Annotated in this window: 14 protein-coding genes; 7 read left to right on the top strand and 7 right to left on the bottom strand. The window is 67.9% G+C overall.

Translation table 11 applies throughout. The features are described 5' to 3' along the window. Positions 1-42: 42 nt before the first annotated feature. Complete coding sequence (locus tag B0A89_RS13685) at positions 43-630, top strand: DUF4174 domain-containing protein (RefSeq protein ID WP_240558564.1); 588 nt, start codon at positions 43-45, stop codon at positions 628-630. A gap of 109 nt (positions 631-739) precedes the next feature. On the opposite strand, the gene B0A89_RS13680 is transcribed toward B0A89_RS13685, so the two are convergent. The 7 genes from B0A89_RS13680 to B0A89_RS13655 all read right to left on the bottom strand — a co-directional run bounded on the left by B0A89_RS13680 (position 740) and on the right by B0A89_RS13655 (position 6,794). After that, positions 740-2,797, bottom strand: a complete 2,058-nt coding sequence (locus tag B0A89_RS13680) for an acetyl-CoA carboxylase biotin carboxylase subunit (protein WP_085378950.1) — start codon at positions 2,795-2,797, stop codon at positions 740-742. A 106-nt stretch (positions 2,798-2,903) separates the two neighbouring features. Next, a complete protein-coding gene (locus B0A89_RS13675) occupies positions 2,904-3,113 on the bottom strand; it encodes a hypothetical protein (RefSeq protein WP_085378583.1) in 210 nt (69 codons plus the stop codon). Between the two features lie 111 nt (positions 3,114-3,224). Continuing rightward, complete coding sequence (locus B0A89_RS13670) at positions 3,225-3,458, bottom strand: hypothetical protein (RefSeq protein ID WP_085378582.1); 234 nt, start codon at positions 3,456-3,458, stop codon at positions 3,225-3,227. A gap of 172 nt (positions 3,459-3,630) precedes the next feature. Continuing rightward, complete coding sequence (locus B0A89_RS13665; RefSeq protein WP_085378581.1) at positions 3,631-4,032, bottom strand: hypothetical protein; 402 nt, start codon at positions 4,030-4,032, stop codon at positions 3,631-3,633. Positions 4,033-4,134: 102 nt separating this feature from the next. Continuing rightward, a complete protein-coding gene (locus tag B0A89_RS14870) occupies positions 4,135-4,284 on the bottom strand; it encodes a YajG family lipoprotein (protein WP_169712181.1) in 150 nt (49 codons plus the stop codon). A 175-nt stretch (positions 4,285-4,459) separates the two neighbouring features. Continuing rightward, positions 4,460-5,221, bottom strand: a complete 762-nt coding sequence (locus B0A89_RS13660) for a DUF6497 family protein (protein WP_085378580.1) — start codon at positions 5,219-5,221, stop codon at positions 4,460-4,462. A 40-nt stretch (positions 5,222-5,261) separates the two neighbouring features. After that, positions 5,262-6,794: an acyl-CoA carboxylase subunit beta gene (locus B0A89_RS13655; RefSeq protein WP_085378949.1), complete on the bottom strand. Its 1,533-nt coding sequence runs from the start codon at positions 6,792-6,794 to the stop codon at positions 5,262-5,264. A gap of 121 nt (positions 6,795-6,915) precedes the next feature. Between B0A89_RS13655 and alr the strand changes: the two genes are divergently transcribed. The 6 genes from alr (at position 6,916) to B0A89_RS13625 (ending at position 12,351) form a co-directional block, all read left to right on the top strand. Further along, positions 6,916-7,956 carry an alanine racemase gene (gene alr / locus B0A89_RS13650; protein ID WP_085378579.1) on the top strand — a complete coding sequence of 347 codons (1,041 nt, stop codon included), beginning with the start codon at positions 6,916-6,918 and terminating at the stop codon, positions 7,954-7,956. 186 nt (positions 7,957-8,142) lie between these two features. Then, positions 8,143-8,910 (top strand): MlaE family ABC transporter permease, encoded by a 768-nt coding sequence (locus B0A89_RS13645; RefSeq protein ID WP_085378578.1) that lies wholly within the window; start codon positions 8,143-8,145, stop codon positions 8,908-8,910. After that, positions 8,907-9,638, top strand: coding sequence for an ABC transporter ATP-binding protein (locus B0A89_RS13640; RefSeq protein WP_085378577.1), 732 nt, complete (start codon positions 8,907-8,909; stop codon positions 9,636-9,638). Before B0A89_RS13645 ends, B0A89_RS13640 begins: the two co-directional genes overlap by 4 nt. Before the next feature lie 129 nt (positions 9,639-9,767). Then, entirely contained in the window at positions 9,768-10,880 is a 1,113-nt protein-coding gene (locus tag B0A89_RS13635; RefSeq protein WP_085378576.1) for a PhoH family protein, read from the top strand. A gap of 2 nt (positions 10,881-10,882) precedes the next feature. Beyond that, complete coding sequence (gene ybeY, locus B0A89_RS13630) at positions 10,883-11,404, top strand: rRNA maturation RNase YbeY (RefSeq protein ID WP_085378948.1); 522 nt, start codon at positions 10,883-10,885, stop codon at positions 11,402-11,404. Beyond that, a complete protein-coding gene (locus B0A89_RS13625; protein ID WP_085378575.1) occupies positions 11,401-12,351 on the top strand; it encodes a CBS domain-containing protein in 951 nt (316 codons plus the stop codon). Before ybeY ends, B0A89_RS13625 begins: the two co-directional genes overlap by 4 nt. Positions 12,352-12,359 lie beyond the last annotated feature (8 nt).

The following is a 12,359-nucleotide window of genomic DNA, read 5'->3' as shown; positions in this document are numbered from 1 at the left end:
TCAGTCCTTTCCGGTGCGGATGCAGTCGCTATATTCAGGCGCATGATGACGCCCATTGCCAGTGCCTTGCGGCTTTTCCGTTCCAAAAGCCCGCGTTCTGCCGCATTGGCCGCCTTGGTCCTTGCGCTGCCGCCGGCGGCGCTGGGCATGGGCGCCTCTGCCCCGCCCCCGCCGCCCGTCCGGGTCGAGCGTGCCGCCCCCGCACGGCCCGCCCCGCAGGCCGAGGCGCGCATGCCGCAGGCCGCCCCGCCGGCCGCGCGGCCGCAGCCGGCATACCTGCTGGCGCGTGAGGTGACGCCCGAACAGCTGCTGTATCGCAGCCGCGCGGTCGTGATCTTTGCCGATACACCCGCCGATCCCGCCTTTGCGGTGCAGATGGCCGCGCTGCATGGGCAAGCCGGGCCACTGGCCGACCGTGACGTGGTGGTGATTTCCGACACCGACCCTGCGGAACGCAGCGTCTGGCGCCAGCGGCTGGCCCCGCAGGGGTTTTCGCTGGTCATCATCGACAAGGACGGGCAGGTGAAACAGCGCAAGCCCCAGCCACGCGACATGCGCGAGATCATCCGCATCATCGATACATTTCCCAGCCGCCTGGAAGAGATCGCCCGGCGCGGGCCTGCGCCCTGACGCTCAGGTTGGCAGATCGGCGATGCAATATGCGCGCCGTATCGCGCTGCATGGCACAGGGCCGCGCCAGAAAGCGCGTCCTTGCCACCCCCGCAGGCGCTGGTGAGCCTCACTCGAACTCCATGATAACATCATCCACCTTGAGGCTCTGCCCGGCCTCGGCGCTTACCGACTTGACCACGCCCTTGCGCTCGGCCCGCAGGATGTTCTCCATCTTCATCGCCTCGACGGTGGCCAGCGCCTGACCTTCCTGCACCTCATCCCCTGCGGCCACGTTGATGCGGACCACCAGCCCCGGCATCGGGCACAGCAGGAACTTCGAGGTGTCGGGCGGCAGCTTCTCGGGCATCAGCCGGGCCAGTTCGGCCGAACGGGGGCGGCGGATGCGGGTCTTCAGTTCGGCCCCGCGGGTGCGCAGCCGCAGCCCCGCCGGAATGCGATCGACCTTCAGCGCCAGCGGCGCGCCATCCACCATCAGCTGCGCCAGAGACTGTCCGGGCCGCCAATCCGATTCAACACGCAGATCGCGGCCGTTCACCTCGACCGTCGAGCCGGCCCTGTCGGCCCGGACGCGAACGGGATATTCCTGCCCGTTCAGCGTCACGACCCAGCGCTCGCCCACCCGCCGTTCATGATTGTCGAGCCGGCCTGTGATCTGCGTGCGCCGGATCTCGGCCACGCGGTGCATCGCGGCGGCGGCGGCCGCGATGCGCTCAAGCTCGCTCTCGGCCAGCGTCGCGCCCTGGAAACCGTCAGGATATTCCTCGGCGATGAAGGCGGTGGAGATGTCGCCCGACACGAAACGCGGATGGTCCATCACGGCTGACAGGAACGGCAGGTTGTGGCCGATCCCCTCGACCTCAAAGCCGTCCAGGGCGGTGCGCATCGCCTCGATCGCGCCTTCGCGCGTTGGTGCCCAGGTGCACAGCTTGGCGATCATGGGATCATAGAACATGCTGATCTCGCCGCCCTCATAGACGCCGGTATCGTTGCGCACCCCGGTCGATGCGGCGGGAGGCTGGCCGCCGGGCTGGGCAGGAACCCACTTGCCTGCCTCCAGCAGCGGGCCTGCGGCGGTTTCCACGGGCGGGCGATAGCGCGTCAGCCGGCCGATCGAGGGCAGGAAGTTGCGATAGGGGTCTTCGGCATAAAGCCGGCTCTCGATGGCCCAGCCGTTGATGGACAAATCATCCTGGGCAAAAGGCAGCCGCTCGCCCGCGGCCACGCGGATCATCTGTTCGACCAGATCGACCCCGGAGATCAGCTCGGTCACAGGATGTTCGACCTGCAATCTTGTATTCATTTCAAGGAAATAAAAGACCTTGTTCGCGTCGACGATGAACTCGACCGTGCCCGCGCTGGCATAGCCGACCGCCTTGGCCAGGGCGACCGCCTGCTCTCCCATCGCGCGGCGCGTCGCGGCGTCCAGAAAGGGCGAAGGCGCCTCCTCGATCACCTTCTGGTTGCGGCGCTGGATCGAACATTCACGCTCATGCAGATAGACGCAGTTGCCATGCTTATCGGCCAGAACCTGGATTTCGATATGGCGGGGCTGAGTTACGAATTTCTCAATAAAGATGCGGTCGTCGCCAAAGCTGCTGGCGGCCTCGTTGCGCGAGCTGTCGAAACCCTCGCGCGCTTCCTGGTCGTTCCAGGCAATGCGCATGCCCTTGCCACCGCCCCCGGCGCTGGCCTTGATCATCACCGGATAGCCGATCTGGGCCGAAATCCGAACCGCTTCATCCGCATCGGCGATCAGGCCCATATAGCCCGGCACGGTGGAGACTCCGGCCTCCTGGGCGATCTTCTTCGAGGTGATCTTGTCGCCCATTGCCTCGATGGCCGTCGAAGGCGGGCCGATGAAAACCACACCCTCCTTCTCAAGAGCCTCTGCGAATTTCATGTTCTCGCTAAGAAAACCGTATCCGGGGTGAACGGCTTCGGCCCCCGTGCGGCGGACCGCATCCATGATCCGGTCGATCACGATATAGGACTGGTTGGCCGGGGAAGGGCCGATATGCACCGCCTCGTCCGCCATCCTGACATGCAGCGCGTTGCGGTCTGCATCCGAATAGACGGCAACCGTGGCGATACCCATTGTTCGGGCGGTCTTTATCACGCGGCAGGCAATTTCACCGCGGTTGGCGATAAGGATCTTCTTGAACATGAACATTTCCCGGCTGCGCTGATGATGAAAAGCCGCCCCGGTCAGTCAGACCGAGGCGGCGGTTATGGTTCGGGCAGGTGCCCGCAAGGCGGATGGGGTCAGAACGTCACTGGCACAGGCGAACGTCGTCGCACAGGGCGCCGCCGGCCGCGCCGATGGCCGCGCCCTTGATGACCGACTTGCCTGCCACGTCGGCGACGACCGCCCCGGCGCCCGCGCCGATGATGGCGCGGTCAAGTTCGGTCGGCTGAATGTTCTGGGTGCAGCCGGCCAGCAGCGCGGCGGCAAGGCCGACGATGAGGATGGTCTTGGACATGTGGAAAGCTTCCTTGCAAATGTCAGTTGATCGGGCGGGCGGATGCCGCCACCGGCCATGGCCGGGGCCATGCGCCCCATTGCCGGGGTGCTGGCCGCGCCGCCCTTCGTGTTACTGGGCGCACACGCCCGCGTCGTCGCACAGCGCCCCTGCCGCGCCGCCGATGAGCGCGCCGGTGGCCATGTTCTCGTCCAGCGCCTTGGCGACCACGGCCCCTGCAAGGGCACCCCCGGCGGCGCGCTGGGTGTCAGCGGAAAGCCCGGTCTGATAACCCGGAGCGCAGGCCGAAACCCCGGCGGCAAGAGCGATGACCCCGGCAAGGCGCAGCATAAAGGATTTGTGCATTGGTTCGTGCCTGTGTGATGGACCCGTTTGCGGGCCGGTTTGACGTTCCGGCTGAATATTGCACGCAGCCCCTGAACGTCAAACTGACAACGGGGTGATGCAAGCCGCATCGGCAGGATTCCCGCCGGCACAAGGATGGCGGTCATCCCCGGCAAGGCTTGGGACAGTCGGCTCAATCCTCGTCCTCATCGTCCTGCCCGTCCTCGTCCCAGCCGAAATCGGGCGGGGCATCGGGGACGAACAGTTCGGGAAAGCTCGCCTCGGCCCGCGCCAGGTCCACGCGCAGAAGCTGTTCATAGCTGGCCGGGTCCAGCTTGCCCACCGCCACGACCTCGCGCCCCAGCAGCCAGGACAGGCGGCCGGCATCAAGGTTGCCGCGTTCAAAGGGCTCGTCGCCGAAATGTTCGATCAGCGCCGCCAGAAAAGCCGCGTCGGCCCGCCGGTCGCCGGGCGAGCGGTCGCGAAAGCGTTCCCGCTGGGTCAGCCGCGTGGCGCCCTTGGCATTGGCGCGCCGGATCGTGAACTGGTGGTCGGACGAAGGCAGCCGGCCGGGAAATCCACGATGTTTCAGCATGGCGCAGCTTTCCTGCAGGGACGGTCGCGGTGCAGCGCGGCCAAGGCGGATGCGCCGCCCGCGCAAGGGTGGCACGGACCCGAAGGTCCGCGCCGGGTCAGGTCAGTTCCTGCCGTATTTGCCTTTGAACACCGGCTCGGGCGTGACGACCGCGGGCTGCACGACCGTCGTGGTCGAGGGCTGCGGCTGGCAGGCGGCCAGGACGCTGGTGGTCGCGGCAGCGACCAGCAGGAAAACGATTTTCTTGGACATGGAATGCTCCTGTAAGGCAGGGATCCGATATCCCCGCTGCTGGGTTCAACGGCAGCGTCATGCGGCCGATGGGCCATGTTAATGCCCGCCTCGGGCAAAGGGCAGCGGTGCGGGGCGGCGAGCGCGCCGCGCTGTGGCAGGCTTGCATCATCGCCGGCGGCCGGCACGCGGGTCATCAAAGCGGCTCCCATATGCAGGCATCGCGGTTACGGGGGATGGAAAAGCCTTCGAACAGTTGCACCACGGCCGGATCGAAGTTGCCGAAGGGGCTGGGGGCCGAGGCCATGGAGATCACGACCTGCGACGGGCGCGGCGACATCGCGGCCAGGCGCGGCAGCGCATAATGTTCGCACAGCCACACGATGTCGCGGTGAACGGGATCCTGCATCAGAATGTCGGGCGCGGCCGGCAGCGCAGGCCCGGCGGCGGCAAGATCGCCCGTTGCCTCGCTGTCGGACGGCTGATCCGATCCGGGCGGCGGGCTGTCGGGCGGGGACAGCTGGGAGGGCAGCGGCGCATGCGCCCCGTCGCCGTCGCCCGGAAGGGCAGGGGAAAGCGACAATTCGCCCCCGGCCTCGTCCAGGGGCGCCGCTCCGGCATCGGGCACCGCCGATACGACCAGATCGCCCAGCGCCTCGTCCAGCTCGGCCTGCTCGGAAGGGGTCAGCGGCGCATCATCGGGCGCGGTTTCGTCCAGCATTTCGGGCGGCACGCTGTCCGAGGCATCGGCGCTGCCCGCTTCTGGCACAAGCTCGGCCAAGGCTGGCATGACAAAGCGGAACCGCTGGACCAGCCCCATGCCCGGCACCGTGTCGGTCAGTTCCTCCTGCAGCCACACCTCGGCCCCCGAGGGGACGGGGATCAGGGTGCGCGCCGGCTCGGCCGCAAGCGCAGCCGTGGCCGCAGCGGACAGGATTGCGGCCGAGATCGGGATCACGGGCGCTCCACCAGGGTTGCAGGTTGACACCGACACATGCCTAGAGCGGGATATTGTCGTGCTTCTTCCAGGGGTTCGACATCTGCTTGCCGCGCAGGCCGGCAAGCGCGCGCGCCACGCGCCGGCGGGTCGATCGGGGCTGGATCACCTCGTCGATGAAGCCCTTTTCGGCGGCGACGAAGGGATTGGCGAAACGTTCCTCGTAATCCCTGGTGCGCGCCGCGATCTTTTCGGCATCGCCCAACTCGCCCCGATACAGGATCTCGACCGCGCCCTTGGCGCCCATGACGGCGATTTCCGCGGTCGGCCAGGCATAGTTGAAATCGCCCCGCAGATGCTTGGAGGCCATGACATCATAGGCCCCGCCATAGGCCTTGCGGGTAATGACCGTGACCTTGGGCACCGTCGCCTCGCCATAGGCGAACAGAAGTTTCGCCCCGTGCTTGATGACGCCGCCATATTCCTGCGCCGTGCCGGGCAGAAAGCCGGGCACGTCCACCAACGTCAGGATCGGGATGTTGAAGGCGTCGCAGAACCGCACGAAGCGCGCGGCCTTGCGGCTGGAATCGATGTCCAGCACCCCTGCCAGCACCATCGGCTGGTTGGCGACCACGCCGACCGTCTGGCCTTCGATCCGGACAAAGCCGATGATGATGTTGCCGGCGAAATCGCGCTGGATTTCGTAGAAATCCCCCTCGTCAGCAATCTTGGCGATCAGCTCCTGCATGTCATAGGGCTGGTTGGGATTGTCGGGAACCAGCGTGTCGAGCGATTCCTCGATCCGCGCGGGATCGTCGAAGAAGGGGCGCGTCGGCGCCTTTTCGCGGTTGGACAGGGGCAGGAAATCGAACAGCCGCCGGATTTCGACCAGCGCCTCGACATCGTTTTCAAAGGCGCCGTCGGCGACCGAGGATTTCCTGGTATGGGTCGATGCGCCGCCCAGCTGTTCGGCCGTCACCACCTCGTTCGTCACCGTCTTGACCACGTCCGGGCCGGTCACGAACATGTAGGAGGTATCCTTAACCATGAAGATGAAGTCGGTCATGGCCGGCGAATAGACCGCGCCGCCCGCGCAGGGGCCCATGATGACGGAAATCTGCGGGATCACGCCCGAGGCAAGGACATTGCGCTGGAACACGTCGGCATAGCCCGCAAGGCTGGCGACGCCTTCCTGGATGCGGGCGCCGCCCGAATCATTCAGACCGATGACAGGCGCCCCGTTCTGCATCGCCATGTCCATGATCTTGCAGATCTTCTGCGCATGGGTTTCCGACAGGCTGCCGCCGAAGACGGTGAAATCCTGGCTGAAGACATAAACCATGCGGCCGTTGATCGTGCCCCAGCCGGTCACGACGCCGTCGCCATAGGGGCGGTCGTCCTCCATCCCGAAATCGGTCGAGCGATGGCGCACGAACATGTCGAACTCTTCGAAGGACCCCTCGTCCAGCAGCACGTCCAGCCTTTCGCGCGCCGTCAGCTTGCCGCGCGCGTGCTGTGCGTCGATGCGCCGCTGCCCGCCGCCAAGGCGCGCCTGCATGCGCCGTTCTTCGAGCTGTCCGTTGATGTCCTTCATCATTCCCTCCGTCCCGCGTCGGATGCACAATAGGGTCGCTCTGCGCCGCAGCAAAGCGGAAACACACGGTCGGCGCGGCGCGCCCTTGACCTTGGTACGGACCGGGGCCATGCCCTGCGGAATGGGACTGACGATCGATCTTGCGGCGCTGGCCGCGAACTGGCGGGCGCTGGCCGCCCGCGCCCCTGGCGCTCGGCCGGGCGCGGTGGTCAAGGCCGATGCCTACGGCCTGGGCGCGGCGCAGGTCGCGCCGGCGCTGCATGCCGCAGGCGCACGGGATTTCTTTGTCGCCCAGGCCGCCGAGGGGCGGGCCATCCGGCCGCTGCTGCCGGGCGATGCCCGCATCTTCGTGCTGTCGGGGCACATGCCGGGCGAGGGGCTGGACGGGCTGATCCCGGTGCTCAACAGTGCCCCGCAGTTCTTTCGCGATCGCGCGCTGCGACCGCGCGGCGATTTTGCGATCCAGCTTGACACCGGCATGAACCGGCTGGGCCTTGAGCCGGCCGAATGGGCGGCGATCCGGGCCGAGGCGCTGGCCGCCCCCACATCGGCCGGGCGCGGCCCTTCGCTGGTCATGTCGCATCTGGCCTGCGCGGATGAGCCGGGCCATCCGGCCAATGCCGCGCAGCTGCGGGCCTTCCGCGCGATGACGGAAGGGGTATCCGCGCCACTGTCGCTGTCGGCCACGGGGGGCGTGCTGCTGGGGCGCGACTATCACTTTTGCGTGACCCGCCCCGGCATCGGTCTTTATGGCGGTGAGCCTTTCGCAGACGCGCGCCCCGTGGTCACGCTTTCGCTTGATGTCATTCAGGCGCGCTGGGTCGATCCGGGCGAGACGGTCGGTTACGGCTGCGCCTGGACCGCGCCGCGCCGCTCGCGCATCGCCACGCTTTCGGCGGGTTATGCCGACGGGCTGCTGCGGGCGCTGGGGGGCAAGCCGGTGATGCTGTGGGCCGCAGGGGCCGCGGCGCCGATGGTCGGGCGGGTATCGATGGATCTGATCACCGTGGACGTGACCGATCTGCCGGAGCTGCCGGACGAAATGGAAATCATCAATGCCGCGCAGGGCGTCGATGCGCTGGCGGCTCTGGCCGGGACGATCGGCTACGAGATCCTGACCGCGCTCGGCCCGCGCTATCGGCGCGACTATCTGCCGGGGTAGGGGAATGAGGCTCGCTTTGTCCTTGCCGTCTGGCCGGCGCTGGCCGGACAAGGGGCGCCCTGGCGCGCGGGGCGGCTGCCGGCAGGCCCTTACGGATACGCCCGCCGTGCTGACCGGAACCGGGCTGTGTTCCCAATATTCATGCGCTGCGCCTTGCGCCGGCCGGTACGCCTTGGCCCGGCTGCCATGATCCGCGCCCCGATCCGGGCAGTCGGGCGGGTGGCGATCGCGCTGGTCGCGGGGGTCGGGCGCGCCGCGATCTTTGCCGCGCGGGCGCTGGCCAGCCCCGGCTTTCGCCCCGTCCTGCTGGCCGAACAGCTTTTGCGAATCGGCTGGCTGTCGCTGCCCGTCGTGGGGCTGACCGCCCTGTTCACGGGTGCCGCCCTTGCCCTCCAGATCAATGCGGGGGGCGAGCGCTTTCAGGCCGGCGATGTTGTTCCGGCTGTCGTGGCCATAGGCATGGTGCGCGAACTCGGCCCCGTGCTGGGCGGGCTGATGGTGGCGGCGCGCGTTGCCTCGTCGATCGCGGCCGAGATCGGCTCGATGCGGGTGAGCGAGCAGATCGATGCGCTGGTGACGCTGTCGACCGATCCTGTCGGCTGGCTGGTCACGCCACGGCTGTGGGCGGCGATCCTGTCGGTGCCGCTGCTGGTCGGGGTCGGCGACGCCATCGGGATCATGGGCGGCTGGCTGGTCGGCACCAGCACGCTTGGCTTTACCTCGCAGGCCTATCTGGCCAGTTCCTGGGCCTATCTGGAAAGCTGGGACGTGCTGTCGGGGCTGGTCAAGGGCGCGGCCTTCGGCGCCATCGTGGCGCTGTGCGGCTGCTGGTTCGGCCTGCATGCGGGCCGGGGGGCCGAAGGGGTGGGGCGCGCCGCCACCAGCGCGGTGGTCGCCGCATCGGTGGCCATCCTTGCGGCGAACTTTGCCATGACGGGGCTGTTTTTCACATGAGCGTCCCGGTCATCGAGGCGCGGGGGCTGGTCAAGTCATTTGCGGGGCGGCGGGTGCTGGACGGGCTGGACCTGACGGCCCGGCAGGGGGAAAGCCTTGTCATCATCGGCGGCTCGGGCACCGGCAAGTCGGTGCTGCTGCGATGCATCCTGGGGCTGGACCAGCCCGATGCCGGCGCGGTGCGCCTGAACGGCGCGCCGGCCGGGCGCGCGGCCAGGGCCGCGTTCCTGCGCGATTTCGGGATGCTGTTCCAGAACGCCGCCCTGTTCGACAGCCTGCCTGTCTGGCGCAATGTCGCCTTTCGCCTGCTGGAGGCCATGCCGCGCGCGGCCGCGCGCGCGCGCGCGCTGGACAAGCTGTCCCGCGTCGGCCTTGGTCCCGAGATCGCCGACCGGATGCCGGCCGAGCTGTCGGGCGGAATGCGCAAGCGCGTCGGCCTGGCCCGCGCCATCGCCGCTGATCCGCGGGTGATCTTTTTCGACGAGCCGACGACCGGGCTTGATCCCCGCCGGGCCGCTGGCATCAACCGCCTGATCCGCAGCATCGTCACCGAGACGGGCGCAACCGCAGTCACCATCACCCATGACATGACCAGCGTGCGCGCCATCGCCGACCGGGTGGCCATGCTGGCCGAGGGGCGCATCGTCTGGCAGGGCACCGTCGCGCAGATGGACGATGCCGCCGATGAACGGCTGCGCGCCTTTGTCGAGGGGCACCCGCTTGACTGACCGGAACGGCGGGGGCAGGCGCGGCGTTCCCCTGCAGCCTCAAAGGGCCTGACGCATGCGCGCCTTGCTTGCCATCGGCCCCCACGCTTGCAACATGGAACCGAACCCACCCGAAAGGAATCCGCTTCCTTGGCTCTCAGCCCGACGACATCCTCCGCCTCCTCCTCTGCCGGTGCCGCTGGCGAGACATTGCTGGAATTTCCCGACAACCGCCTTCTGATCGCACTCTGCGGTCCCCATGATCGCCATCTTGCGCGGATCGAGCAGGCCATGGGCGTCCATGTCCTGCGGCGCGGGAACCTGCTGGCGGTTGTCGGCCCGGCCGAGGCCCAGGAGGATGCCGCCCGCATTCTGCGCGGTCTTTACGGCAGGCTGGAACAGGGCCGCCCGGTCGAGCTGGCCGAGGTCGATGCGGCGCTGCGGATGGGCCTTCAGCCCGAAACGGTGGCCGCCAGCCCCGCCGAGCAGCTTGAGATGTTCCGCCACGGGCCGATCGAGCTGCGCACCCGCAAGAAGGCGGTCGAGCCGCGCACCGAGGCGCAGAAGGATTATGTCCGCGCCCTGTTTGCCAACGAGCTGGCCTTCGGCATCGGCCCGGCGGGCACGGGCAAGACCTATCTGGCCGTCGCCGTGGGCGTGACCATGCTGATCGGCGGACATGTGGACAGGATCGTCCTGTCGCGCCCCGCGGTCGAGGCGGGCGAGCGGCTGGGCTTTCTGCCGGGCGACATGAAGGACAAGGTCGATCCCTACATGCAGCCGCTGTATGATGCGCTGAACGATTTTCTGCCCGCCAAGCAGATGCAGAAGCTGATCGAGGAAAAACGCATCGAGATCGCGCCGCTCGCCTTCATGCGCGGGCGCACCCTGTCGAACGCCTTTGTCGTGCTGGACGAGGCGCAGAACGCCACCACCATGCAGATGAAGATGTTCCTGACCCGTCTGGGCGAAGGCTCGCGCATGGTCGTCACGGGGGACCGGACGCAGGTGGACCTGCCGCGCGGCGTGCAGTCGGGCCTGCGCGATGCGGAACGCATCCTTGCCGGCGTGCCCGGCATCTCGTTCAGCTATTTCACCGCGTCCGACGTGGTGCGCCACCCGCTGGTCGCCCGGATCATCCACGCCTATGACGCCGCGGGCGAGGCGGCCCATGGGCGCGAGGCCAGCGCAGCGGGGGGCGCAACGCAGGGGGCCGCGCCGGGGCAGGACCGGGCTGCCCCCGGCCCCGAGGCGCCGCAATGACCATGCCGCCCGCCTCCGCCGGCTTGGGGACTGTCTCGGACCCTGTCGATCTGGTGATCGAGGATGAACGCTGGCTTGACGCCGATCTGGGCGGCATCGCCGCGCGGGCGGCGCAGGCCACGGTCAGGCATCTTGGCATCGACCCGGTCGAGATCGTCGTCATGGGCTGCGACGATGCCCGCATCAGCGCCCTGAACGAACATTTCCGCGGCAAGCCGCGCCCGACCAATGTGCTCAGTTGGCCCGCGGTCGAGCCGCCCCCCCGCCCGCCGGGCGCCGTCCCTGTCCCGCCCGAGGGCGAGCTGGGCGACATCGCGATCAGCTATGACACCTGCGCGGCCGAAGCCGCCGCGCAGGGAAAGCCCTTTGCCGATCACGTCACGCATCTTGTGGTTCACGCGATCCTGCATCTGGCCGGTTATGACCACGAAGCCGACGCCGACGCCGAGACCATGGAGGATGCCGAGCGTTCGATCCTTGCCGGGCTGGGCATCCCCGATCCCTATCGCGAGATCCGATCGTGACGAACGAATCACAGACACGCCGCGGGGCCGATCAGGCCGCCGATCCCGCTGCGGTCCAGCCCCCTGCCAGTTGGGCCGATGGCACCGGCAGCGAGGGACGCGATCTGCCCCTTTTGCGCGGCTTTCTGGGGCGCATCCTGAAAAGCCTGGCCCCGGCGGGTGCGGCAGGCGACGACGAGCCCCCCGATTCGATGATGGAGGCCGCGACATCCGCCGCCGCACCCTCGATCCTCAACCTGCGGCGCAAGACGGTCGATGATGTCGCGGTGACCAAGACCGACATCGTTGCCGTGCCGGTGACGGTCAGTCTGCCTGAGCTGGTCGAGGTGTTCCGCGAGCACGGCTATTCGCGCCTGCCGGTGTTCCGGGGTGATCTGGACCAGCCGCTGGGCCTTGTGCTGTTCAAGGATCTGGCGATGAAGCACGGCTTTGCGGCCAAGGGCCCGGTGCCGCGATTCGCGCTGCGCCCGCTGCTCAGGCCGCTGCTGTATGTGCCGGGGTCCATGCCGATCGGCGCGCTGCTCCAGCAGATGCAGCAAAAGCGCATCCACATGGCGCTGGTCATCGACGAATATGGCGGCGTGGACGGGCTGGTGACGCTCGAGGATCTGGTCGAACAGGTCATCGGCGCCATCGACGATGAACATGACGAAGGCGAGGAAGGGCTGTGGGTCAAGGAACGGCCCGGCCAGTGGCTGATCCTGTCGCGCGCGCCCATCGCGCAGGTGGAACAGGAAATCGGCGTCAAGCTCGTCTCAGGGATCTACGAGGAAGAAATCGACACGCTGGGCGGCCTGATCTTCATGCTCGCTGGCCGCGTCCCTGCCCAGGGTGAGATTGTGACCGACGACAGCGGCGTGCAGTTCGAGATCATTGACGCCGATGCACGCCGCATCAAGCGCGTGCGCGCCCGGCTGCCCGACATGGAACCGCCCAAGGCCGGATAGGCCGGCAG

Origin of the sequence: Paracoccus contaminans (assembly GCF_002105555.1) — a bacterium.
Lineage (GTDB): Bacteria > Pseudomonadota > Alphaproteobacteria > Rhodobacterales > Rhodobacteraceae > Paracoccus > Paracoccus contaminans.
Note: the sequence above shows the minus strand (reverse complement) of the source record. Positions and strands in the feature narration are given on the sequence as shown.

Excerpts from the sequence above, each read along its gene's own strand:
- B0A89_RS13655 (WP_085378949.1), bottom strand. The coding sequence starts at position 6,794 with ATGAAGGACATCAACGGACAGCTCGAAGAACGGCGCATGCAGGCGCGC.
- alr (WP_085378579.1), top strand. The coding sequence starts at position 6,916 with ATGGGACTGACGATCGATCTTGCGGCGCTGGCCGCGAACTGGCGGGCG.
- B0A89_RS13675 (WP_085378583.1), bottom strand. The coding sequence starts at position 3,113 with ATGTCCAAGACCATCCTCATCGTCGGCCTTGCCGCCGCGCTGCTGGCC.
- B0A89_RS13665 (WP_085378581.1), bottom strand. The coding sequence starts at position 4,032 with ATGCTGAAACATCGTGGATTTCCCGGCCGGCTGCCTTCGTCCGACCAC.
- B0A89_RS13670 (WP_085378582.1), bottom strand. The coding sequence starts at position 3,458 with ATGCACAAATCCTTTATGCTGCGCCTTGCCGGGGTCATCGCTCTTGCC.
- B0A89_RS13640 (WP_085378577.1), top strand. The coding sequence starts at position 8,907 with ATGAGCGTCCCGGTCATCGAGGCGCGGGGGCTGGTCAAGTCATTTGCG.
- B0A89_RS13685 (WP_240558564.1), top strand. The coding sequence starts at position 43 with ATGATGACGCCCATTGCCAGTGCCTTGCGGCTTTTCCGTTCCAAAAGC.
- B0A89_RS13680 (WP_085378950.1), bottom strand. The coding sequence starts at position 2,797 with ATGTTCAAGAAGATCCTTATCGCCAACCGCGGTGAAATTGCCTGCCGC.
- B0A89_RS14870 (WP_169712181.1), bottom strand. The coding sequence starts at position 4,284 with ATGTCCAAGAAAATCGTTTTCCTGCTGGTCGCTGCCGCGACCACCAGC.
- B0A89_RS13645 (WP_085378578.1), top strand. The coding sequence starts at position 8,143 with ATGATCCGCGCCCCGATCCGGGCAGTCGGGCGGGTGGCGATCGCGCTG.
- ybeY (WP_085378948.1), top strand. The coding sequence starts at position 10,883 with ATGCCGCCCGCCTCCGCCGGCTTGGGGACTGTCTCGGACCCTGTCGAT.